This window comes from Niabella aurantiaca DSM 17617 (assembly GCF_000374125.1).
Lineage (GTDB): Bacteria > Bacteroidota > Bacteroidia > Chitinophagales > Chitinophagaceae > Niabella > Niabella aurantiaca.
In genome coordinates this window covers 39,018-63,809 of record NZ_KB893637.1, presented here as the reverse complement: position 1 = coordinate 63,809, position 24,792 = coordinate 39,018, and the positions used below count along the sequence as shown (strand labels likewise).

Sequence of the window (24,792 nt, the reverse complement as noted above, 5' to 3'; positions counted from 1 at the left end):
TGTATTTATGAAAAAAAGGTCGTTTCTTACATTCATACTGGCAACTGCCATTACAATAGTAACCTTCGCTCAAACAAGCACTCCGGAGGTTCCCAGGAATTATAAACCCCAACCCAAGGAATTGCTACCGATGCCGGATTCACTGACGGAGAACGAAATTTTCCCGGTGCTCGGTTCCTTCGATGTAACTGATAAAGAGGGCACAGCGTCTCATCTGACCATCACCAGGGACGAAGAAAATAAAGGCATCGTTTGGGTAAGCGGTTTACCGCAAGGTAAGTTTAAAGCGCTGATCAAAGATGCGCCCGCTACTTACAAGATCCCCGCACAAAAAACCCTGGCCAATGATGATGCGATGGATGCAGCTGCGGAAGTAACCACAGACGACGCCGCAACAAAAAGCAAAAGCAAAGTGATCAGCGGCCGTTCCATTAAAGAAGGCACCCTGATCTTTGATAAAGAGGCCAATGCCATTTATGTAAATATCGGCAATAAGTACAATGAAGAAGAGCCTACAGCAGCATTCCCCGAAATGAATGTTGCAGCAGATTCCACTGCCCTGACAGATGCCGGAATGGTCGACGATACGGCTTCAAAACCGAAAAAGACAACGACAAAAAAACCGGTGATCAAGGGCAGCACTTATACCGGCACCAAGACGGATGTACCGGCAGCCGCTGTTGAAGCCAGCCCGGAAGCAGCCCCATCTGAGAATTAATCGGGATCAATAAAAATGTTAAAATCAAGGGGTTGCCAACTTTAAGGCAACCCTTTCTGATATAAACGGGTCTTATTTCCGACTGCCAAATTTTCAAATTACAATTTGGCATATTATTTGGCAAAGCAAAGAATATCAAAAGAAAAAACATGAAACAACTGAGAAATCTATCACTGGGAATCGCATTAACCGGTTTAACCCTTGCAGGTTGCGATTCCATGAACCGGACTCAAAAAGGGGCCATCATTGGAACCGGAGGCGGTGCTGCTATGGGGGCTGTAATCGGAAAGGCCGCGGGTAATGCCGGGCTGGGTGCCATTATTGGCGCAACCGTAGGCGGGGTAACCGGTGCCATCATCGGTAAAAAAATGGATAAGCAGGCAGAGGAGATCAAGCAACAGGTACCCGGTGCCAAGGTAGAGCGCGTGGGTGAAGGGATTACCGTAGAGTTCAACAGCGCTGTCCTGTTTGGTTTCGACCAGTCATCCCTCTCCGGAGCAGCCCAGAACACCCTGAACGACCTGATCACGATCCTGAACAAATACCCGGATACCGACCTGGAAATACAGGGGCATACCGACAATACCGGCACGGCCAAATACAACCAGGCCTTATCAGAAAGAAGAGCTTCCAGCGTAGCCAACTATCTTGGTTCGCATAATATAGCGCTGGAACGGATGAGCACAAAGGGATATGGATTCAGTGTTCCCAAATATTCAAACGATACTCCTGACGGCCGGGCACAGAACCGCCGCGTGGAATTTGTGATCTCTGCCAATGAAAAAATGAAGGCAGATGCAGCGCAGGAAGCCAACAAAGGATAGTCAGGCCTTAATAAAATCGATCATCAAACCTATAATTTTATGAAAAAGAAAAATCAGTTATTAAAAGCATTTATGGTTGCGGCAGCGGTCAGCATATCGGGCGCAGCAATGTCCCAGGTAGAGATCGGCATCCGGGCAGGCGCCAACTTTTCGAACGCCACCATTGAAGATGCAAACGGTGACAAAACAGACACAAAGCTGAATCCGGGCTGGCACGCCGGGGTAACTTTTGATATTCCTGTAGCCGATGAGTTCTATGTGCAGCCGGGTGCATTGTTCAGCACCAAAGGCTTTAAAACCGATGATGACTATTACGGCGTCGCTAATGTTTCCAGCAAAACAACCCCTTATTATGTGGAGGTTCCCATTAACTTCCTTTATAAGCCGGAACTGGGAACAGGAAAATTGTTGCTGGGTGCAGGCCCCTATGTAGCTTACGGCTTAGGCGGTAAATGGAAAATAGACGGAAGCGCCGGTTCCTACACAGGAAGCACAGAAGGCGACCTTGAGTTCAAAAATGACCGCACGGATGGTTCCAATGACAAAGCCATCTATGGTAAACCTTTCGATGCCGGTGCTAACCTGCTCTTTGGTTATGAATTTGCCAACAAATTATCGTTCCAGCTGAACGGCCAACTGGGTCTCCTGAACATCGCACCCAAAAATGATGGCGAGAAACCGGATGAAAAAATTAAAAACTCAGGATTTGGAATTTCCGTTGGATATAAATTCTAAAAAACAATTAGTTCCGAACTTATGAAACATGGGCCGCCCCTCCGGGGGCGGTTTTTTAATTTTAACCAAACTTTTCATCCGCTACGGACGGGGAACCCCTGAAACGGCCTATCTTAACAGGGTAAAATGCAACTATTTCATAAAAACTGTTCCGCTTATGAAGAAGGACACACCCCTCCGCATCCTGATCTGCTGCACGCTTTTTCTTTCGGTACCGGCCACACAGGCGCAAACAAGGGTTAGCGTAACCGCAGGGTTCAATTTATCCAGGGTCTCCTGGAAAGAATCAAGGAACGGAACCTCTATTGACAACGCATTCAACCCCGGCTATCAGCTGGGCCTGCTTACCTCGGTACCCGTCATGCTGCACCGGAAATCCCTGCACCTGCAGACCGGCCTTCTGTTCTCGACCAAGGGCTTCCGCCAGGACTATGAAGATGATCAGGGCCAGGGCGTACTGGTTGTCAATCCCTGGTATGGTGAAATACCCCTGAATATCCTGTACCGGATCCCGGGCAATACCGAACGCTTTTTTTTAGGAGCCGGGGCCTACTTTGCCTATGGCCTGGGCGGCAGGTGGACAATGACCTACCGCAGCGCATGGGGTTGGGATACCGGTACCATAGAATATACCGATATAAGCCGGCAAGACCCCGATGATCAGAAATTCAATTATGGCAGGAGAACCGATCTGGGCATCAACCTGCTGGCGGGCCTGATCATTTCCAAGTCGGTATTCCTGAAACTCACCGGGCAGGCAGGGCTAAAAAACATTGCCCCTGCCGAAAACAAAAAAATGACCAAGGAAGAATTCAGGAACCGGGTGCTTACCCTTTCTGCAGGCTATCGCTTCTGATGGGAGCACCATTACTTTGCAACAAATCATTAAGGAACTTCAAACAAGAAAACAGCGCCTCAATGCCCCTTCACGCCTTCATGCTTAAAAAGCGCCTTTGATTTGTAATGGGCCCCATAAGCTTCCCGGCAGGCATTCATCAATACGCCTTCCACCCTATCTTTGCTCCATGATACTGCCGGAAAAAACCTCCATAAGAAAAGCCACAACAGAGGAAATCGCCATCATCCATCAGCTGGCGCTGGACATCTGGCCAAAAGCCTTTGAGCAGATCCTGACCCCGGAACAAACCGGCTATATGCTGCAGCTGATGTATGCCCCTGCTGTCCTGGAAATGGAAATGCAGCGGGGTGTGGAATATTATATCCTCAATCATGCCGGAGCCGATATGGGCTATACCGCAATTGAGCAGAAAGAGCAGGACTCGTGGAAGCTGCATAAAATTTACCTGTCGCAGAAAATGCACGGAAAAGGGTTGGGCAAATTCCAGTTACAGCACATGGAGGCGATCGCAAAAAATCGGGGCGCCCAGTACCTTCTTTTGAACGTAAACCGGCAGAATAAAGCCGTTGATTTCTACAAACGCCAGGGATATGAGGTTATAAAAACAGAGGATATTGACATCGGCGGAGGATTCTTCATGAACGATTACCAGATGCGAAAATCCTTATAAGGGCCCGGCTTCAATTGTTCTGAATACAATTCTTTTCGCTCCTCAAACCCGCCCTTCGCGCCCGTGGAGCTGATTATTTTTTTCCGGAATACGCCCCCCAAACATCGCAGGCAGCAACCGCATTCTTCCATCCGAAAAAACACGGCGATCGATAAAATATTACACAAATGATTGATTTAGAATAATGTGCAATAATTTACAATTCATTAAAAGGCGGCCGGAACGCAGCATCCTGCACTAAAACCCGTGCACCGTTTTACATTTTCCAAAAATTCAAACAAGGGAATGCCGGTTCTTAAATAGCCCCGTTGCACGCGCCATTCCATTAAAAATTTGTCTAATTTTACAGGCACTCAATGAGACATATTTTAATAACCATTCAAGTTTTATAATGAGCAACGCGACTACTTTGTTTGATAAGGTGTGGGACGCCCACGTGGTACGCCATATTGAAGATGGCCCGGATGTATTGTTTATCGATCGGCATTTTATTCATGAGGTAACCAGCCCGGTTGCCTTCCTCGGTCTGGAACAAAGAGGGATTCCCGTGATCTATCCCCAGCGTACATTCGCCACGGCAGATCACAATACCCCCACCATGAACCAGGATCAGCCCGTTAAAGATCCCTTATCAGCCAACCAGCTGGCGGCGCTCTCCAGCAATGCCACTAAATGGGGCATCTCCCTTTGGGCACTGGGAAGTCCCAAGAACGGGATCGTGCACGTTGTAGGACCGGAAAACGGCATTACCCAGCCGGGCATGACCATCGTTTGCGGCGATTCGCATACTTCCACCCATGGAGCCTTTGGCTGTATTGCATTCGGAATCGGAACCTCTGAAGTGGAAATGGTATTATCCTCCCAGTGCATTATGCAGCCCAAACCCAAAAAAATGCGCATCACCATTAATGGGAAGCTGGGCAAAGGCGTGCTGCCAAAAGATGTAGCCCTGTATATGATCTCGCAGATCACTGCCAGCGGCGCCACCGGTTACTTTGCGGAATATGCCGGTGATGTTTTTGAGAACATGAGTATGGAAGGCCGGATGACCGTTTGTAATATGAGTATTGAAATGGGCGCGCGCGGTGGTATGATCGCTCCGGACCAAACCACGTTTGACTATATATACGGGAAGGACAAAGCGCCCAAAGGGACCGACTGGGATACTGCCCTGGCCTACTGGAAAACGCTGAAGACCGATGACGGCGCGGTGTTTGATAAAGAATTGCATTTTGATGCAGCCGACATCGAGCCCCAGATCACTTACGGTACCAACCCCGGTTTGGGCACGGGCATTACTCGCCAGATCCCCAAAGCCTCCGAAGTTAAAGATGGCGAAGCCTCTTATAAGAAATCCCTGGCCTATATGGATTTTGCAGAAGGTGAAGCCCTGCTGGGCAAAAAGATCGATTATGTATTCTTAGGAAGCTGTACCAATGGCCGTATCGAAGACTTTCGCGCCTTTGCTTCTATTGTAAAGGGCAAAAAGAAAGCCGACAATATCACTGCCTGGCTGGTTCCCGGCTCCCATATCGTCGAAGACCAGATCAAAGCAGAAGGCATCCTGGATATTTTAAATGAAGCTGGTTTTGAACTGCGGCAACCCGGTTGCTCTGCCTGCCTGGCGATGAATGAAGATAAAATCCCAGCCGGCAAATATGCCGTCAGCACCAGCAACCGCAACTTCGAAGGCCGTCAGGGACCCGGCGCCCGCACTTTGCTGGCAAGTCCGTATGTAGCTGCTGCGGTAGCCGTAACGGGTGTGGTAACCGATCCCCGGGAGCTGATGGAAGAAGTACCGGCATAATTTTTTGCCCCGGACAGCAGTATCCATGGCATCCGCGTTGCGTCGCACACTTGTACTGCAGTGCTTGTATCAGCAAAAAGACCTGTGAGGTTTTGAAGACCTCACAGGTCTCTACAACACAAATCCGGGAATTTGCCCGACATCAGATAACAACCATACCTCAAAACAGGAGCCTGAAACTTAAACTTCAATCTTTAAACAAAAAAAATGGCATACGATAAATTCACAGTATTAACATCCACAGCGGTTCCTTTACCCATCGAGAACGTGGATACCGATCAGATCATTCCCGCGCGCTTCCTGAAAGCAACAGAGCGCAAGGGCTTTGGAGACAACCTGTTCCGCGACTGGCGCTACAATAATGACGACACGCCCAAACAGGATTTTGTTTTAAACAACCCCATCTACTCCGGGAAGATCCTGGTAGGCGGTAAAAATTTCGGAAGCGGCAGCAGCCGCGAGCACGCGGCCTGGGCCATTTATGACTACGGGTTCCGCTGTGTGGTATCCAGCTTTTTTGCAGATATCTTCAAAGGCAATTCGCTCAACATCGGTTTATTGCCGGTAACCGTAAGCGAGGAATTTCTCGATAAAATATTCAAAGCGATCGAAGCAGATCCCAAAGCCGGGATCGAAGTAAACCTTCCCGAACAGACCATTACCATCCTGGCAACCGGTGACAAAGAAAGCTTCGACATCAATGGTTACAAAAAGCACAACATGATGAACGGCTTCGACGACATCGATTATTTACAATCCCTGAAGCAGGAGATCAACACATTTGCAGATAAAAGTTTGTATTAGGCTCTTTTAAGATTTCGCCTTATGGTATCGGTTCTGATTACTGGGGTTAGCAAGGGGCTTGGCAATGAATTGTTTCATCAATTTACAGAACGGGATTATTATGTTTTTGGAGTTACAAGACCGAACGAGTCTACTTTTAATTTTACAGGATCTAAACTAAACAATTACAAGATCATACAAGCAGATCTTACAGAAGAACAATCAATCAGAATCATGAAAGATGCAATTCAATCGCATCCCATTGATCTAATCATTAATAATGCCGGAACCGGAGGAGTTGCAAATCACTTAGAGCATATCCACACAAAAGAACTTTCGGACTTATTTAATATTCATTGTTTAGGCGCTCTGAGAGTTGTTCAGGCCGTTTTAAAAAATTTGTTAGCTGCACAAAAACCTATTGTTATAAATATTAATAGCAGGTTGGGCTCTATCAAAGAACAATCCAGAAAAACGTTTCGGCATTTGGAGGTTAGTTATGCCTACAGGATAGCCAAGGCATCGCAAAACATGCTAACAAATTGCTTACGAAATGAATTTGAAAACAGAATACAGTTTATTAGTCTTAATCCCGGGAAAATGAAAACCGGAATTGCACAGGTTGATGCAGATCTGGAGCCATCCCTGGTTGCCGCTGAAATAATAAGGCAATATGAAGAAGCAACGTTCAAAGAAGAATTAGGTATTTCTCAATTATCAAATGAACTGATTGAATGGTAAGTTTATTTAAATTATGCGTAGACAAATCGAAATAATGGATACCACCCTGCGGGATGGTGAGCAGACCAGCGGCGTATCCTTTTCAGCAACGGAAAAATTAACCATTGCCCAGCTGCTTTTAACAGAAGTAAAAGTAGACCGCATTGAAATTGCGTCCGCGCGCGTTTCTGAAGGCGAGTTCCTGGCCGTAAAACGCATCACCGACTGGGCAAAGGAAAACGGACACCTGCATAAAATAGAAGTGCTGACCTTTGTGGATGGCGATACGTCCATCAGCTGGGTGGAAAAAGCAGGAGCAAAAGTGATGAATATCCTGACCAAGGGCTCAATGAATCACCTCACCCACCAGCTCAAAAAAACCCCCGACGAACATTTTAAGGATATCGCCGCAGTAATAAAAAAGGCGCAGAAAAAAGGTATCGACTGCAATGTGTACCTGGAAGACTGGAGCAACGGGATGCGCAATTCCAAGGAATACGTATTCCGGTACCTCGATTTTATTGCGAAGCAACCCATCAAAAGGGTGCTGCTGCCCGATACGCTGGGCATCCTGATCCCGTCCGAAACCTATACCTATATCGCAGAGATCAGGGAGCGCTATCCGCAGCTGCACTTTGATTTTCATGGACACAACGATTATGACCTGGGCGTGGCCAATGCACTGGAGGCCGTAAAAGCCGGCGCCAACGGGCTGCACCTCACCATCAACGGTATGGGTGAACGGGCCGGAAATACACCGTTGTCCAGTATTGTGGCAGTACTGAACGATTTTCAGAAAGACGTAAAGACATCCGTTAATGAAAAAGCGCTTTACAAGATCAGCAAACTGGTTGAGGCCTTTTCCGGCTTCCGCGTATCTCCCAACAAACCGGTAGTGGGCGAAAACGTATTTACTCAAACCGCCGGCATTCATGCAGACGGCGATAAGAAAAAGAATCTCTATTACAATGACCTGATGCCCGAACGCTTTGGACGGAAACGGAAATACGCCCTAGGCAAAACTTCCGGCAAGGCCAACATCGAAAACAACCTGCAGCAGCTGGGCATACAGTTGTCGGACGAGGACCTGAAAAAAGTGACCCAACGGATCATTGAGCTCGGCGATAAAAAAGAAACTGTTACCCAGGATGATCTCCCTTTTATCATCTCGGATGTACTCGACAGCAACCCCGCTACCGAAAAAGTATATGTGGAGAACTATGTGCTGACCCACTCCAAGAATATGCGCCCGTCCACCACGGTCCGCATTAAATTTGAGGACGGGGTCTTTGAAGAAAACGCACAGGGCGACGGGCAATATGATGCATTTATGAATGCCCTCCGGAAGATTTATGTGCAAAAAAAGCTGCCACTGGCAAAACTGACCGACTATATTGTCCGGATCCCCCCGGGAGGAAAATCCGACGCCCTCTGCGAAACCATCATCACCTGGAACCACAACGGGCGGGAGTTCATTACCTCGGGACTGGACAGCGATCAGACCGTTGCTGCGATCAAGGCAACACAGAAAATGCTCAACCTCATATAAACCGGGCTTCAGCAGGTTGTCTTTGATGCACGAAGCCCTTAGAAGCGGCCGTACTTGTTTGCACAACACGCGTTGTAAAATACCCGGGCCCTTCCGGGATGCGCAACCCAATAGTCCGTAACGCCGTTTTATTTTCAGAGGGCGGAATTCAGAAACATTCATCCGCCTAACCCGCCAACCGGCCCTGATCTTCGGAACATTTATGTATTTTCATAAGAAATACATCTTTTACAAAACGATACTGATGAAATACGCGATACTCGCCATTGCCTCCATGCTTTACAGTTTTTCTTGCCGGGCCCAGAAAGACAGCGTCCTGATCAACGAACTGTATAATGGTACAAGATCAGAGGCCATTGCCAAAGCAAGAACCGTATTGCTCGACAAGTTCATTGAAAAGGACCTGCGCCATGTCAAGGTGGTCAAGGATTACCTGACCGGAATGCAGGATGAGCATTACCTCACACTGTATCCGCAGGAGCTGTTGCTCCTTTCCTACTGGACACATGAATATGAAGACGTCCTGTCTTTTGTAAAAGAAGCTGTTCCCGGCAACGGCGCCCTGCCGGGCGAAATAGCTGTAACCGCTGATTCCCGAAAAACCACTCCCATACCACCCAAAGCAGATTACCTGGCCATCCGGCTGGCAGAACAGACCCGTCAGGACACCGACAGCCTGGTTGCCGGGATCCGCCGCACCAGCCATACGAACGAGGAGAAAGATTTTCTCGCCCTCTTCCTGCAGTATCTTGTCAGTACCGCCTACGGTCCTGCAAACAACGAACAGCAATCATTAAACGACGGTGCCGATGCCTTGCTCAACCGATACCCTTCCGGCAGCTATAACACATTTACCCGGCAGTATATCCGGGTCCGGTATGCGCCGGCAGATAACGGTTATGCCATTTCGCTTCATTCCGGCAAATTCCTTTTTACCGGCAACCTGCGGGATTATTACACGCATCCTACATTGGCCGGTCTCTCCATCGATTTCTTCGACCGGAAGTGGATCTATCAGCTGGACCTTATCTGTGGTTTTAACAAGAGCAAAAAAGATATGCCCGTAGGCAGCGCCATCTGGCCCGGAGGATCAAAAGCCACATCCGGGGATGTTCACCTGGCAGCGGGCAGGTATCTGGTCAGCAACCGGGTCGCCGCCATAGCGCCATATGCAGGCATTGGCATATTTGGTCTTGATGGAAACTACAACGTCAATACGCATCCGGAGTATAAAGGAACAGGCATCAAAACCACCATCAGCGGGGTTCTCGGGGTGTTTGCAGACCTGAAGCTGAAAACTGCAGCCGCGGCCTCCTATTTCACTAATTCCCCCGGAATGATGCAGACAACCTTCCTGCGCTTCAGCTATGGTTACATAGCCACCCCGCTGAAAAATAATTTTGTGGACTATTCAGGTGCGGTACACAGGATCACGGTTGGCATTGGCATTAAGGGAAGTTCAAAAAAGAGGGTCTATTAATGATCCATTCACCGGGCCTGCAGAAAACTGTTTAAGATTTACAGCACCCGCGCATTTCGAAAAACACCCGGTAGTAAAAGCAATCAGGGAAGTGCGGCGCATTAAGGGCTAGAATGCAACCAAAATCACCTTCCTGACAAAAATCAGCTTCAATTTTTCAGAAAATAACCGGGCATCCAGTATCTTAGAGGCCTGCCCAGGCGGTTTTTTAAAAAACTTCTAACAAAACGGGCCTTATGGCTAAAATCAAATAAAAAAACAGATGAAAAAAAATATTCTTATTGTTCCCGGGGATGGGATCGGGCAGGAAGTGACTACCGTAGGTAAGAAAGTACTGGACAGGATCGCCGAAAAATACGGACATGAATTTTCTTATGACGAGGCCCTGATCGGTCATGCGGCCATCGAAGCAACCGGTGTTCCGCTGCCGGATGAAAGCCTGGAAAAAATGAGGAAATCCGATGCCGTGCTGTTTGGAGCGGTAGGCCATCCCAAGTACGACAATGATCCTTCTGCAAAGGTCCGGCCGGAACAGGGACTGTTAAAAATGCGGAAAGAGCTGGGATTATACGCCAACCTGCGGCCCATCAAACTCTTTGATGAGCTCCTGAGTGCTTCCAGCATCAAACCCGAGATCTTAAAAGGTGCCGACATCCTGTTTTTCCGGGAGCTGACGGGAGACATTTACTTTGGGGAAAAAGGCCGTAAAGATAATGGCGATACCGCCTTCGACGTTGCCCAGTACAGCCGCTTTGAGGTAGAGCGCATTGCGCGGAAAGCATTTGAAGCCGCCATGACCCGCGGAAAAAAATTGTGCTCGGTTGATAAAGCCAACGTAATTGAAACCAGCCGCCTCTGGCGCGAAGTAGTACAGCAGGTTGCGAAAGAATATCCGGAAGTGGAAGTAGAACACCAGTTCGTAGATGCCACTGCCATGCTGCTGATCAAAGATCCCAAGCGTTTCGACGTAGTGGTTACAGCCAACCTGTTTGGCGATATCCTCACGGATGAAGCTTCCCAGATCGCCGGGTCCATGGGTATGCTGGCCTCCGCTTCTGTTGGAGACGGCACCGGCGTTTATGAGCCCATACACGGATCGGCCCACGATATCACCGGCAAAGGCGTTGCCAACCCAATGGCCTCTGTTTTGTCGGCAGCCCTGCTGCTGGATATTTCTTTTGGCATGAAACAGGAAAGTGAGGACGTGATCCAGGCAGTAGACCAGGTACTGAAAGCCGGCTTCCGCACAGGCGACATTGCCGATGCAGCCACACCAAAAGAAAAAATACTGGGCACCGATGCCATCGGCGAAGAGATCCTGAAACGGATCTGATCGCACTCAACACGCATAAAAATGCTATCGATACAAAAGTTAAGATCAAAAAGCGGGCTTCGGCCCCTTTTTTTTGCCGCTTTTCCCGCCTTACATAGCTATCGCATCACGGTACCCGCCCCTGCCTGCATACAGCGTATAACAAACAGGGCCGTCCGAAAATAAATTTGCCCCGGATCATGGGAAATAGGATTTTTTGAGTTAATTTAACAGTAAGAAAGCTGCTTTTTTAAGACCGGCTTTATGCAATGGATTCTGATGAGGACAGGAATTTTTTTTCAAAATAAAACTTGTCGTTATGTTCCAGCATCAAACATTCTCCAGCAAAAAAAAATTTGGAAAGCTCATTTCGGTACAAGACGTATGCCATTACATGCTCCTGAGCGCCGTACCCGTTCTCTTCTGTATGGTATTGACCCTTTTTATAAGGTGCTCCTCCAATGCAAAAGAACAGGCGGATAATGAACAAACACTGCAGGCAGACAAGGATTCCATCATGGCCACGATCGAAAAAGAAACAAAATCCTTTTTTGCCCGTGATTATGAAGGATGGAAGTCTACTTATGCGCATGAAGACTATGCTTTTCAGGCGTGGAGCAACAGGGACGGCACTTTTGACGCAAGCGTTGGTTGGGAAGGCATCGATAATTCTGTGGGAAAGTATATCCACGATAACCCCGAGCCCCAAACGGGCAGCAACCCGATCGTAGAAAGAAAAAGGATCACATTTAAATTCTATGGCAAGGACGCCTGCTACTTAACCTGGGATCAATACAACAGCAATAAGGACGGCAATTTCCGCCATAGCAAGGAAGTAAGGGTAATGGAAAAGAAAAGCGGGCAATGGAAAATTGTTTGCGTGGCCGCTTTCTGGGATTACGTGAACATTATACCGGCCAACCAGCTAAAAGACATTCAAAGCCTGGATAAAGAAAACCGGGGCACCAACAAGCTGTAAGGTTGCAGGACGAACGGTTCGGTTCCGGCAGGACCGCGGTGCGCTGCTGCGCAAAGCAGGCGCCGCTGTACGCCGCCTATCCGTGAGACGGGACCGCTTATAATTCCGGCACTTTATGAAAGGTGATGGCTACGCGGTTCAGCATGTTCATATGAGCAATGGCTAAACTGAGGTCAACCAGTTCTTTTTCTTCAAAGTACCGGCAGGCCTCTTCATAAACAGCCTCGCTTACTGCCTGACCAGGCAGCAGCGTGATCTCTTCGGCCAGTGCCAATGCAGCTTTTTCTGCTGCTGTAAAAAAAGGCATATGCTTCCAATTGGAGACCCCGTTCAGTTTGCGCGGCTCCATTCCTTCAGCAATGGCGTCTTTCCAGTGCAGATCTACACAATAAGGACAGCCATTGATCTGCGAAACGCGCAGGTACACTATATGCAAAAGAGCCGTAGCAAGATCCGTTTTTTTCAAATAGCCATACATGGCCAGTAGCGTTTTATATCCTTCCGGTGCTGTTGCCGCATAATCGATACGCATAAAAACTATTTTTGCGCTAAAATAATGATATTTTTCATTTGAGCTTAGCGCGGATCCCGGCTTCCGGCCGAATGCCTCTTCTCCCATTACCACATCCCCACATCCTCACATTTTCAAATTTTCAAATTTTCAAATCTCATATCTTTGCGCCATGCAAAAGGTAGGTATTCTTGGCGGTGGTCAATTGGGAAGGATGTTGCTGCAGGAAGCGGCGAATTATCCGGTAAAAACATTTATACTGGAAAACGATGAAAACTGCCCGGCGGCGCACCTCTGCCACCATTTTGTAAAAGGGGATATCCGGGATTACGATGCTGTGTACCAGTTTGGAAAAAAGCTGGACGCCCTTACGATCGAAATCGAAAATGTTAACGTTGACGCCCTCGAGGCCCTGGAACAGGAAGGCGTCAAGATCATACCGCGGCCTTCTGTGCTGCGTACCATCTGCAATAAAGCCACGCAGAAAAAATATTATACGGACCACCAGATCCCCACTTCGGAATATATACTTACGCACAATATCCAGGAACTTGCAGAACAAGCTCACTTTTTTCCGGCAGTACACAAGATCGCCGAGGGCGGCTACGATGGACGCGGGGTACAGATCATTGAAGACGAACAAGACGTGGCAAAAGGTTTTGATGCGATGTCTGTGCTGGAAAAAAAAGTAGATGTAACCAAAGAAATTGCGATAATGATCGCCATCAGCCAGTCCGGCGAAATTGCCATCTACCCTGCCGTTCAGATGGTTTTTGACAAAACCCTGAACCTGCTCGATTTTCAATTATGCCCCGCAGACCTCGAAGAAAAAACATACTGGAAAGCCGAGGCCATTGCCCTGTCTGCCGTAAAGAATTTTAACTCCCCGGGTATCTTCGCGGTAGAACTGTTTGTTACGCCCGGCGGTGATGTGCTGGTCAATGAAACGGCTCCGCGTGTGCACAACAGCGGCCATCACACCATCGAGGCGCATTACAGCTCGCAGTTTGATATGGTATGGCGGATCCTGCTGCATTACCCCCTGGGCAATACAGAAGCCATCATGCCCTCGGTAATGCTCAACATCCTGGGTAAGGAAGGTTACGCCGGTGATGCTGTTTATGAAGGACTGGATGAAATGCTGAAAATAGAAAATGCCTTTTTTCATCTTTACGGGAAAAAACAAACCAAGGCTGGTCGAAAAATGGGGCATGTCACCATCATCAGTAACGAAAAAGCCGACCTGATGCACCAGGCCAACAAGATCAAGCACGGGCTTTCCGTAATTGCCGGGGAATAATTCCGGGATCGCCTTGTGTAAAAATCTGCAATTGGTTAGGATCTACGGCAGGAAATCAAAAGACGGGGTTATCAATAACAACGCCTCCGCTCTTTCCGGAAAAAAGGCAATTGCCCCGCCCAATCCCTACGCCGGTTTTAAGAACCTGCAGCGCATCCGGGCAGCAGGATCACCGCCCGGCGTGAAATAACCTCCGCATCTTCGTGTGATAAGTGAATACCGCTGAGATCACAAGGGAACCGCTAAGGGGCACACAGAAGATCGCAGCCATTGGACTTAACCCTCAACAGCAAATCCACCGCTTCGCCGCCCCTTCGCGTCGCCGCGCGAAACAACCACTGCATTTCCGCATGAAACGACCTCGGGGTTTACCTTATCTCGGTATGATGCTTACCGGAAGTATGAACTCATAAAACCAGTTCCTGCCCGGCGTAACCAGGTCTTTTGTAAGCAGCCGCCCGCTCCGGAAACCAAAGCTCAGCGGATGCTGATTCCACCATTGGGTATCCATGAAAATTTCGATCCCCGTACTTTGCAGCCCCCGGTAAAAACCGGTCTGCTTTCCCCGGACGACCGTATGATCATAAAAAGCGGCCGCCCTTACCCGCTGCAGGTAAAAGATATTCCCAAAGCCCCAGTCCGGATACCAAAGCGGTAAATGATAACTGGCCGTTACAGTTCCGATACGGGCAGAATCGATGCCATTAAACCCCCGGGCATAATTGATCCGGTCGGAAAAAAGCCGGCGCCTCGAAAAAGCTTCCTGGTAGCCTGCGGAAAGCACCAGGCTGTGGGTGGCAAAAAGCCCGGGCAGATATACCGTTCCTTTTACAAACAGCTGCCGGCTGCTCCCTTTATTGATCGCATAACGATATTCGGTATTTACGTTTAAGCCCCAGCGCGGGTAAATATCCTGTGCTACCCGTTGTACCTGTGTACCAAAGCCCAGGCTATGCATCATGTATCCAAAATCTGCAGAAGGAAATACCGCCCTGTTCGCGCCTTTGGCAATATCCTGGCGGTAGCCGATATGGGTGCCCACATTTAAAAAGCGCAGCTGCTGCCCATGGTTCCAGCTGAGCGGCACGGTCAGCGACAGGAAATGATCCCATTGGTTCCACTCTTTCAGCTTTTTCTGCACCTGCTGATAACGGTTCATCCGGTATTGCGTGCTGATGCCGATATAGGGAAACCAGCCCGCATACGTAATATTCCCGCCAATGGCATGTGTATGATCGTTTTCATTATACAAATAATACAGTTGCGTCCGTGTGGTGTTCAGCGTATTGTTTCCATAGATCGTAAAGCTGTATTCCGGGTCTGCATAGTTAGGCCGCCAGCTGTGAAAATTAAAGGGCCGGGTCAGCCGGGGATACTTCTTTGAAGGCAGCAATGCCGTCACCTCGTTCAGAGGGCTATTGGCCGGGTCTGCCGGATCACTGACGATACCGGTAGTGCCTTCAGTAAAGTCCTGTGGGTGCAGCTCCGTCCAGGTGGCATCCTGGTTGCGGAGCTGTCGCAGCTGAAAGCCATCGGCCGTAAAAAGACTCCAGTGGAGCCGGTCCGGTCCGGCATTTACAAAATAACGGCAGTCCTCCCCGTTTTGCAGTTTCTTCAAAACACCGGAGGCAAGATCAACCGAAAAGATCTCATCTTTTAAGCCGGAGGATCCGATAAAATATACGGTGTTGCCTGAAATGCTGATCTGTCCTACCGTTTTAAAAGCAGGCGGCGTTAATGGTACCACCCGCTTCCCTTCCAGATCTACCCGTCCGATATACGTCTTCGCATCTTTTTGCCGGATGGCTGTGATCACCTGGCCATCATCCCTTATTTTAGGATTGGCGAAATAATCGATCTTTTTATCCGCAAACGTACGGATGACGGTACCGTTCGCCGCATCGAGGAGCACCAGTGAGGCATTGCCCTTCAGATCGATCCCGGTGGCCACGATCCGTTTCCCGTCGGCCGAAATATCCGGGGAAAAATAGCGGGTCCTTTTTGAAAGATGCTTCTGCTTCCCCGAAGCAATATCCAGTACCCGGAGCACGCTGTATGTTTTCCGGGCCCACCGGGGATCGGTTTCTACCGCCGCATAAACGATCCGGCCACCGGCATAACTAAATTGCTCCTCACCGCTGATGTCCCGGTAACGCAAAAAATGCTCCCCCTGCTGATCACGCAGGTAAAAGGCCGGCCGTTTCTTATTAGACAACTTTAAATACACCAGGGAATCCACGCCCGCCTGCTGAGGGTAAAAATAACTGGTCAGTGTCCGGTGATCTGTAGGGGTCACCGCATGCACCGCCGTATCTGTAAAGGCAGATGCCCGTGGCAGTCCATAGCTGCTTTTATAAAAATTAAAAGCAGCAGCAACAAAACCTTTATAAGAAAGTCCCGTATGTCTTTTAACGGCTTTCTGCATCGGATAAAAAAGGCCTCTATAGGCCGCCGCCTCGGAAGTCACCTTTCCCCAGAAATCCTTCCCGTACCGCTCATAACCGTAGTTCACCAGCAGGTACCCCAGGTCGTAATGATTGGGCACATAGTCCTTCAGTGAGCCATTTCTCAGCTTCATCCAGCTGTACTGCTTTTCATCCTTCCACAGAGCGGGAAATGCCTTCAGGAAAGAAGGGATGCGCCCCCGGCCATGGACAGACAGGCTGGTTTCCTGGTAAACCGCGTCCCCTTCAAAAAACCAGTTCGGCACGGCAGCGTTCATAGCCAGCGCATACCCCTCCTGGCCGAAGAGCGTTTTCATAACCCGGCTGAGCCCCCGGTCAAAATTGTTGTACTGCTCTACATGGCGGTATTCGTGCAGGGCCAGCTGATCGGGCCAGTGAAGGCTGCCCTGGTCAAAGTTATCCGGAGGCGGCGTCAGGTAAAACTCACTCCGGAATGGCCCCAGGCTGACATAGCCGTTGGAAGTTACCGGCTGATTCTGCAGCACGATATCGATCTTCTTTACCCGCTGCCCCAGCGGATGCTGGTTTCCGGCGGCCAGCCGGTGAACAATTGCTGCAACACGGCTGGCGGTTGCGTCCAGCCCCGGGGGATAGATCACCCGGACCGTATCTGTAAATATCTGGCGCCAGCGTACGGAAGGCGGGATTCCTCCAAATTGCTGGGCCCCGGCATTCTTCACCGTCAGAAAAAGAACGATCACATACAACAGTTTACGCATATCCTATTTTTAAATATACTTTCAGGCTCAGTCATTTCAAGCGTCAATCAATGCTTCCGGATCAATGTAACTAAAATGATAAAATTACGGAGAGATCGTTTGCAAATTTGCACGTACTCAACGAATAAAGTACTTTTACAAATATTTTAAGCGCGTAATTTACTGAAGAAATTAAAAAAGATATTGCTCATTGTTACAGGGACCCTTTTAGGCCTTGTAGTTATCCTGTGGCTGGCCTTGCAAACACCCGGCGTTCAGAACTGGCTGATCGGCAAAGTAACAAAACGATTATCCAAAGACCTTCAGACCCGGATCGATATCCGGCACGTGGATTTTTCCCTTTTTAACAAAATGCACCTGCAGGGTGTGCTGGTCGAGGACCGCAAAAAGGACACCATCCTCAGCGCAGGAGAGATCACCGTTAACATTACGGACTGGTTCTTTCTTAAAAAGAACATCGAATTAAAGTACATCGGGCTGACCGACGCTTACATCCAGCTGCAGCGGACCGATTCTGTTTGGCGCCACCAGTTCCTGCTGGAATATTTCAGCACGCCGGCAAGCAAAAAAACCACCAAAGAGAAAGGTACGATCAATATCGCTTTCCGGGAAGTGGATCTGCGAAACATCCTGCTGAAAAAACGGGATGCCTGGACCGGCGAGGATCTGACATTTTCCCTTACTTCGCTTCATGTAGATCCCAAACATATCGACTTTGATAAAAAGCTCATCGACATCAATGCGCTGATCGTTAACAAACCTTATGTAGCCCTGCACTCTTATAAAGGCAATAAACCAGAAACAAAAGACAGCGAGGCCTCCGCCAAAAAGCCCGCCGCGCCCAAAGCAAAAGGAGCCGAAGAGCTCGAATGGAACAGCGGCCGATGGGAGATCAAGGCGGGAAATATTGCGATCAATAACGGAACGTTCAAAACAGACAATGATTCCATCGCCCCGGACCCCGGTACCTTTGACGGAAGGCACATCGAGTTTTCGAAAATTGATATCGACCTTAAAAAAGTACGCTGGTGGATGGATACCATTACCACCCGGATCGCATTGACCACCCGGGAAAGAAGCGGCATCGAAGTAAAAAAGCTGGCAGCGGACGCACGGGTTACCCCAAAGGAAATTACATTTAACGAGCTCGACCTCCAGACAAATGACAGCCGGCTGACCGATTATTTCAGTATGAAATTTGCCAGCTTTTCCAGCATGAACAACTTCATCTCCGATGTTCATATGGAAGGCCGCTTTAAAAAGGCCAATATCAACAGCGACGATATTGCCTTTTTTGCACCCGCCATGCGTACCTGGAAAAAAAAGATCATTTTAAGCGGGGAGATCAAAGGACCGGTAGCCTCACTGACCGGCCACAAGCTGGAGATCCAGGCCGGAAATAACACCTACTTTGCCGGAGGCGCTTCGTTGAGCGGGCTCCCGGACATCAATGAAACCTTTATAGATATAAAAGCCAACGATTTTCGTACCACCTATGCCGATGCCCTGGCTTTTGCTCCCGCCTTAAAAAAAATAACGGTGCCGGACCTCTCCCGTTTACAATATTTGAACTTTGTAGGAAGCTATACCGGCTTTATCCGCGACTTTGTAACCTTTGGAACATTGCGTACGGGTTTGGGAACGGTGAAAACGGATGTGAACATGAAGATCCCGAAGGGCGGCAATCCGGTTTACTCCGGCAGCGTTTCGACAGACAACTTCAACCTGGGCCCGCTGTTAAAAAACCAGGACCTGGGCTATGTAAGCTTTAAGGCCAAACTGAAGGGAGCCGGCTTTGATCCTGCCAGCGGAAGTGTGGCGCTGACGGCCAACGTCAATTATGTCGATTTTAATAAATACCGATATACGAATATTACGGCCGATGGAGAGGTCAACAACAGGGTATTCGACGGCAAACTTAAGATCAACGATCCGAATGCCGACTTCGATCTGAACGGCCTGGTGGATTTCAGCAAAGAAACCCCTGCATTTAATTTTGTTTCCGACATCCGGAAGATCCGTTTCAATGCCCTGAACCTTCTGAAGGAGCATATCGCCCTCACCGGCAAGATCAACGCCCAGTTTACCGGCAAATCCATAGACGATTTCCTGGGTCACGCCACCATCACCGATGCCGTGCTGGTGCGGAATGATTCGCCGTTGTCGTTCGACTCACTGGCCATCCATTCCTCCCTTGAAGGCGACAAAAAACGGCTTCATATCGCCTCCAATGAATTTTCCATAAATGTGTTCGGTACCTACAATATCCGCGACCTGCCCAATTCGGTGATCGTTTTCCTGAACCGCTATTACCCGGCCTATATCAAGCCGCCTTCGCGGGAGGTAAAGGAACAGGCCTTCTCCTTTGAAATAAAAACACAAAACTTCGACAGCTTTGCCCCCATCATCGACAGCAGCCTGGGCGGATTCAATAACACTTCCATTACCGGGAGCATCAATACCTTTACCAACAGCCTCATGCTGGATGCCGAAGTACCTTTTTTCAGCTATGACCGGTTTAAATTCAACGACGTTTCCGTAACGGGAAGAGGTAATTACGACAGTCTTTCGCTTACCGGAAGGACCACGAATATCCTGATGGGCGACAGCCTGAACGTTCCGCTGGCCCTGTTCAATATTTCTGCCAAAAACGACGTATCACGGGTAATGCTTTACTCCGGCGGCACTGCAGGTCTGGACCAGGCCCGGCTGAATACCGTTGTGCGCACCTACAGCAACGGTGTCAAGATCGAATTTGCCCCCTCCTCTTTCGTACTGAACGGTAAGACCTGGACCATCGAGAACCGGGGTGAGCTGGAGTTCCGGCAGAACGTGCCTGCGCACGGGCAACTGGTGCTGCGGGAAAACGCCCAGGAGATCCGCATCCGGACATTGCCGTCGGACGTGGGCAGCTGGAACGACATCGCGGTTACCCTAAAGGACCTGAACCTGGGCGACCTCTCCAAATACATTGTACCGGATAACCGGCTGGAAGGCATGATCTCCGGTGATTTCCTATTGGAAAATCCCGGGAAGAATATGCGGATCGTTTCCAACAATCTCAGGGGAAACGCCATCCGGTTCGACAATGATTCCATCGGCAATGTTGCCGCCCGGATGGTCTTTGACCTGGCCACGAAGGAGCTGACGGCAAACGGAAAAACAATGAACCCCCAGCAAAAAGACCTGGCGTTTAACATCAATCTCTTTTTAAAGGACCAGGAGAGTCAGGCCAACAACATCATTTCCCTGAATGCCTCCAGCTTCGATATCAAATATATCAACCGGTTCCTGGGCTTTCTTTTTTCGGACATGCAGGGAGAGGTTACCGGAAAATTTGATCTGAAAGGTCCTTTTGACCACCTCAACATCGTGGGCAAAGGAAGGCTGCACAAGGCCGGACTGCGTGTAAACTTTACCCAGTGCTATTATGCGGTGGAAGATAACGAGATCGAATTAAAGGAAGGAGAGATCAACCTGGATGGCATTGTATTGCGGGACACCATCACCAACAACCCGGTGTATCTCCAGGGCAGCATCACCCATAATGGTTTTAAAAATATGTTTTTTGACGTGAACGTATCCACCCGGAAACCCGGAACCCGCGGTGCAGCCAACAACCGTCCGGTACAGGTGCTCAACACCACGTACAACGACAATAAGACCTTCTACGGTAAGGTACGGGCAACGGGTTCATTTTCGCTGGTGGGCCCCGAAGAAAATGCCTATATGAAGATCGACGCCATTGCCTCCTACCGGGATGAAAGCAGCTTTACCATCGCATCTTCCAGCTCCAAAGCAGGCCAGATGCCGGACTGGCTGGTGGAACGCAAGTACGGGGAGGCCATGGATGACAGCATCTACCGGGATAAGAGCAGTAAGATCACCTATGATCTTGACGTGACCGCCAACCCCCGGGTAGAAATGAAATTTGTAATGGACGATCTTACCGGGGATGAGATCAAGGGGCGGGGATCCGGCACCCTGAACATTCACTCCGGAACCACGGAACCATTGAGCATTCACGGGCGGTTCGACATCAGCGAGGGCAGTTACAACTATACCTTCCAGTCTTTCTTTAAAAAACCATTTGAAATCAAGAAAGGCGGTGAAAACTATATTTCCTGGACAGGAGACCCGCTCAGGGCCAACCTGAACCTGGAGGCACAGTACAAAGCAGAGCGGGTAAGCTTTGCTCCGCTTGCCAAGATCAACATTGACCAGGCTTATGCCAATACGCGGGAGAACGTATATGTTACCGCAATGCTTACCGGCCTGCTCTCAAAGCCCGATTTTAAATTCCGCCTGGAGCTTGATCCCAGCAGTAAATACCGGAATGATTTTAACGTCACCAATGCATTGCAGCAGATCGAAAGCAATGAGAACGAAGTGACCCGTCAGGTTACCTATCTCATCGTTTTCAATAGCTTTGCCCCGCCGGAAACGGGTTCCAATTTCGGAAGCACCGTAAATGAGTTCACCTACAATACCATTTCCAGCTTGTCGGGGCTTTTCTTTAATGAGATCAACAAAAAGCTGAACAACGAACTCACAAAGATCCTGGGGGCAGATGTAAGCGTGGTCTTTAACGGCTCTGTGTACAACCGGAACATTCTCGCTGCACCCAGCAGCAATTTCGACATCAACCAGGCCAATGTAAACGGGGCCATACTGGTGCCGCTGTTCAAGGACCGGTTCGTGATCTCCCTGGGCAGCTCTATGGAAGTGCCCCTGGCCTCTTCCATCCAGCAGAGTGTTCAGTTCCTTCCTGATGTTACTGCAGCCTGGATGCTGAACCAGAGCGGCAGCATCCGGCTGAACTTTTTTTACCGGGAAAACCTGGATTACCTGACCACCAACAGCACCGGCGCCGCCAAGCTTAAACGGACAGGGGGTGGAATTTCTTTCCGGAAAGAGTTTGACACCCTCGGCGAGATCTTCCGCAATATGCGCAAACAGGCGCAGCGCGACATATTGCTGCAAAGCACTACCCGGCCGGATAGCAGCAGCAAACCGGCAGCGCCGGATTCCTCCCTTCAAAAACGTGTGGAACCCATGATCCCGGAACAAAAGAAAGAACCGCTTCAGGCATCCCCCAGGGAAAAGGTAGATTGACAATAACCCTGGTGTCAATTTTATTAAAATGTGTATCCTCTTAATGGTCGTGAGGATACAAATCATGGCCTGCGCCATGGTCAGCGTCCTCACCGACCGGATATCTCTGAAACATAATCCGGCCTTGCCCCTGCACTAAACGTAAACCAGGGAAAGTTCATCAGGTGGCAGATCCTAATCTAATCTTAAACTCTAAACCCGCTGGTCAGCGGGCGTTGAACCGGAAGCCTTAAGCACCAAACGTTGCCGTTGTCACCGCCACTTTCACGCTCATCATTTCCCTTACCGCCGCGGCAATGCCCTCTGCATCATAACCACATTCCCGGTACAGCTCCTTAGGCGTACCATGCTCCACAATGCGGTCCGGGATGCCCAGGATCCGCACTTCATTCTTGTAGCCATGCCTGGCCATAAATTCCAGTACGGCGGCCCCGACACCTCCGATCACGGTTCCGTCTTCCACGGTGATCAGTTTCGGATAGTTCCGGCAGGCTTCATGCAGGAGCGCTTCATCCAGCGGTTTTGCAAAACGCAGGTCATAATGACCCGGCGTAATACCGTCCTGATGCAAGGCACGGATCGCTGCAGCGGCAAAATTCCCCGGGTGCCCAAAACTCAGGATGGCGATATCTTTTCCTTCCTTCAGCCGCCTTCCTTTTCCGATAGTAACCTCTTCCATTGGGGTTCTCCACTCCGGCAGCACGCCTTCCCCACGCGGATAGCGGATCACGAAGGGGTGGTCTGTTTTGTCCAGCTGCGCCGTGTACATCAGATTCCGTAATTCGGCCTCATTCATAGGCGCGCTCACGATCATATTTGGAATACAGCGGAAATAGGCAATATCATAGCAGCCATGGTGTGTGGGGCCATCATCTCCTACCAGGCCGGCGCGGTCCAGGCAAAAGATCACCGGCAGGTTCTGGATGGCTACATCATGCACTGCCTGATCATAGGCCCGTTGCATAAAAGAGGAATAAACATTGCAAAACACGCGTAATCCCTGGGTAGCCATGCCCGCGCTCAGTGTAACCGCATGCTGTTCACAGATGCCTACATCCAGGGCCCGGTGCGGCATTTGCTCCATCATGTATTTTAAAGAACTGCCCGACGGCATGGCCGGGGTAATTCCAAATATCTTCTCATTTTTTTCCGCCAGTTCAATAATGGTCTTCCCAAATACATCCTGGTATTTTGGAGGCTGTGGAGTATCAAAGGTTTTCTTGATGATCTCCCCGGTCACTTTATCAAACAGCCCCGGTGCATGCCACTTGGTCTGGTCCTTTTCTGCCAGTGCATACCCCTTTCCTTTTGTAGTGATCACATGCAAGATCTTTGGTCCCCCTATTTGCTTCAGGTCCTTTAAGGTATCGACCAGCTTGGTAATATTGTGACCGTCAATGGGGCCAAAATAACGCAGCTTCAGCGACTCAAAAAGATTGGAATTGCTGTTGAGCATTCCCTTTAGCCCTTCTGCCAGTTTATGTGCGATGCTTTTGGAAATATTTTTGCCTACCGGAAGTTTATTCAGCGCATTCCAGACATCATCTTTAAACTTATTGTATTTGGGAGAAGTGGTGATGTCCGTAAGATATTCCTTCAGTGCCCCCACATTGGGATCAATGCCAATGCCATTATCGTTCAGGATGATCAGCATATCCGTATTGGAGACCCCGGCGTGGTTCATCGCTTCAAATGCCATGCCCGCGGTCATCGATCCGTCGCCGATCACCGCTACCACTTTGCGGTCAGGCTCACCCTTGTATTTTGCGGCGATGGCCATTCCCAGGGCCGCTGAAATAGAGGTGGAGGAATGCCCTACACCAAAAGTATCGTATTCGCTTTCCGAAATCTTGGGGAACCCGCTCAACCCGTTGTATTTCCGGTTGGTTTCAAAGCGGCTCCTGCGCCCGGTAATGATCTTATGCCCATAAGCCTGGTGACCCACATCCCATACCAGCAGGTCCTCCGGGGTATTGTACACATAATGCAGGGCGGTGGTCAATTCTATTACGCCCAGGCTGGCAGCAAAATGCCCGCCATGTATACTCACCACGTCAATAATATACTGTCTGAGCTCATCACAAAATTCGTGGAGTTTATCTTCCGGTATCTTTTTCAGATCCGCAGGTGCATTCACTTGCTGCAAAAGAGGTCCTGGAGTTATAGCCATTCGCATCCGATTATGCTGCAAAAGTACATAAATATTCCCTTTATCTGGAGTGAATACCACAGAAGTTCAGAAACAC

The 24,792-nt window shown here is 49.3% G+C and carries 18 protein-coding genes; 15 read left to right on the top strand and 3 right to left on the bottom strand.

Annotated features, from left to right (window positions below; translation table 11 throughout):
• Positions 1 to 7: 7 nt before the first annotated feature.
• From B160_RS0113950 to B160_RS0113885, 12 genes are all read left to right on the top strand, one after another.
• The gene (locus tag B160_RS0113950) at positions 8 to 718 is read left to right on the top strand and encodes a hypothetical protein (protein WP_018628541.1); all 711 of its coding nucleotides are present in this window, start codon (positions 8 to 10) and stop codon (positions 716 to 718) included.
• A 149-nt stretch (positions 719 to 867) separates the two neighbouring features.
• On the top strand, positions 868 to 1,542 hold the full coding sequence (locus B160_RS0113945; protein WP_018628540.1) for a YiaD family glycine zipper/OmpA-like lipoprotein: 675 nt from the start codon (positions 868 to 870) through the stop codon (positions 1,540 to 1,542).
• A gap of 39 nt (positions 1,543 to 1,581) precedes the next feature.
• On the top strand, positions 1,582 to 2,277 hold the full coding sequence (locus B160_RS0113940) for a porin family protein (protein WP_018628539.1): 696 nt from the start codon (positions 1,582 to 1,584) through the stop codon (positions 2,275 to 2,277).
• Between the two features lie 157 nt (positions 2,278 to 2,434).
• A complete protein-coding gene (locus B160_RS30680; RefSeq protein ID WP_169540066.1) occupies positions 2,435 to 3,133 on the top strand; it encodes a porin family protein in 699 nt (232 codons plus the stop codon).
• Positions 3,134 to 3,302: 169 nt separating this feature from the next.
• Positions 3,303 to 3,806 carry a GNAT family N-acetyltransferase gene (locus B160_RS0113925; protein ID WP_018628537.1) on the top strand — a complete coding sequence of 168 codons (504 nt, stop codon included), beginning with the start codon at positions 3,303 to 3,305 and terminating at the stop codon, positions 3,804 to 3,806.
• Between the two features lie 391 nt (positions 3,807 to 4,197).
• Complete coding sequence (gene leuC, locus B160_RS0113915; RefSeq protein ID WP_026309760.1) at positions 4,198 to 5,613, top strand: 3-isopropylmalate dehydratase large subunit; 1,416 nt, start codon at positions 4,198 to 4,200, stop codon at positions 5,611 to 5,613.
• Positions 5,614 to 5,820: 207 nt separating this feature from the next.
• A complete protein-coding gene (gene leuD / locus B160_RS0113910; RefSeq protein WP_018628534.1) occupies positions 5,821 to 6,417 on the top strand; it encodes a 3-isopropylmalate dehydratase small subunit in 597 nt (198 codons plus the stop codon).
• A 21-nt stretch (positions 6,418 to 6,438) separates the two neighbouring features.
• The gene (locus B160_RS0113905) at positions 6,439 to 7,137 is read left to right on the top strand and encodes an SDR family NAD(P)-dependent oxidoreductase (protein ID WP_018628533.1); all 699 of its coding nucleotides are present in this window, start codon (positions 6,439 to 6,441) and stop codon (positions 7,135 to 7,137) included.
• Positions 7,138 to 7,150: 13 nt separating this feature from the next.
• Positions 7,151 to 8,665, top strand: a complete 1,515-nt coding sequence (locus B160_RS0113900; protein ID WP_211218078.1) for an alpha-isopropylmalate synthase regulatory domain-containing protein — start codon at positions 7,151 to 7,153, stop codon at positions 8,663 to 8,665.
• A 244-nt stretch (positions 8,666 to 8,909) separates the two neighbouring features.
• Positions 8,910 to 10,145 carry a hypothetical protein gene (locus B160_RS0113895; RefSeq protein WP_018628531.1) on the top strand — a complete coding sequence of 412 codons (1,236 nt, stop codon included), beginning with the start codon at positions 8,910 to 8,912 and terminating at the stop codon, positions 10,143 to 10,145.
• A gap of 262 nt (positions 10,146 to 10,407) precedes the next feature.
• Positions 10,408 to 11,478 (top strand): 3-isopropylmalate dehydrogenase, encoded by a 1,071-nt coding sequence (gene leuB / locus B160_RS0113890; RefSeq protein ID WP_018628530.1) that lies wholly within the window; start codon positions 10,408 to 10,410, stop codon positions 11,476 to 11,478.
• A gap of 298 nt (positions 11,479 to 11,776) precedes the next feature.
• Positions 11,777 to 12,436 (top strand): hypothetical protein, encoded by a 660-nt coding sequence (locus tag B160_RS0113885; protein ID WP_018628529.1) that lies wholly within the window; start codon positions 11,777 to 11,779, stop codon positions 12,434 to 12,436.
• Between the two features lie 97 nt (positions 12,437 to 12,533).
• Here B160_RS0113885 and B160_RS0113875 read toward each other — a convergent pair whose 3' ends face one another.
• Positions 12,534 to 12,968 (bottom strand): carboxymuconolactone decarboxylase family protein, encoded by a 435-nt coding sequence (locus B160_RS0113875; protein WP_026309757.1) that lies wholly within the window; start codon positions 12,966 to 12,968, stop codon positions 12,534 to 12,536.
• 151 nt (positions 12,969 to 13,119) lie between these two features.
• Between B160_RS0113875 and B160_RS0113870 the strand changes: the two genes are divergently transcribed.
• Positions 13,120 to 14,247 carry a 5-(carboxyamino)imidazole ribonucleotide synthase gene (locus tag B160_RS0113870; protein WP_018628527.1) on the top strand — a complete coding sequence of 376 codons (1,128 nt, stop codon included), beginning with the start codon at positions 13,120 to 13,122 and terminating at the stop codon, positions 14,245 to 14,247.
• 31 nt (positions 14,248 to 14,278) lie between these two features.
• Entirely contained in the window at positions 14,279 to 14,437 is a 159-nt protein-coding gene (locus B160_RS29130; RefSeq protein ID WP_018628526.1) for a hypothetical protein, read from the top strand.
• 183 nt (positions 14,438 to 14,620) lie between these two features.
• Here B160_RS29130 and B160_RS0113860 read toward each other — a convergent pair whose 3' ends face one another.
• On the bottom strand, positions 14,621 to 17,431 hold the full coding sequence (locus B160_RS0113860) for a TolB family protein (protein WP_018628525.1): 2,811 nt from the start codon (positions 17,429 to 17,431) through the stop codon (positions 14,621 to 14,623).
• Positions 17,432 to 17,614: 183 nt separating this feature from the next.
• Between B160_RS0113860 and B160_RS0113855 the strand changes: the two genes are divergently transcribed.
• On the top strand, positions 17,615 to 22,546 hold the full coding sequence (locus B160_RS0113855) for a translocation/assembly module TamB domain-containing protein (protein WP_018628524.1): 4,932 nt from the start codon (positions 17,615 to 17,617) through the stop codon (positions 22,544 to 22,546).
• A gap of 229 nt (positions 22,547 to 22,775) precedes the next feature.
• Here the strand turns inward: B160_RS0113855 and dxs are convergent, their stop codons facing one another.
• Complete coding sequence (gene dxs / locus B160_RS0113850; RefSeq protein ID WP_026309756.1) at positions 22,776 to 24,716, bottom strand: 1-deoxy-D-xylulose-5-phosphate synthase; 1,941 nt, start codon at positions 24,714 to 24,716, stop codon at positions 22,776 to 22,778.
• Positions 24,717 to 24,792: the final 76 nt, after the last annotated feature.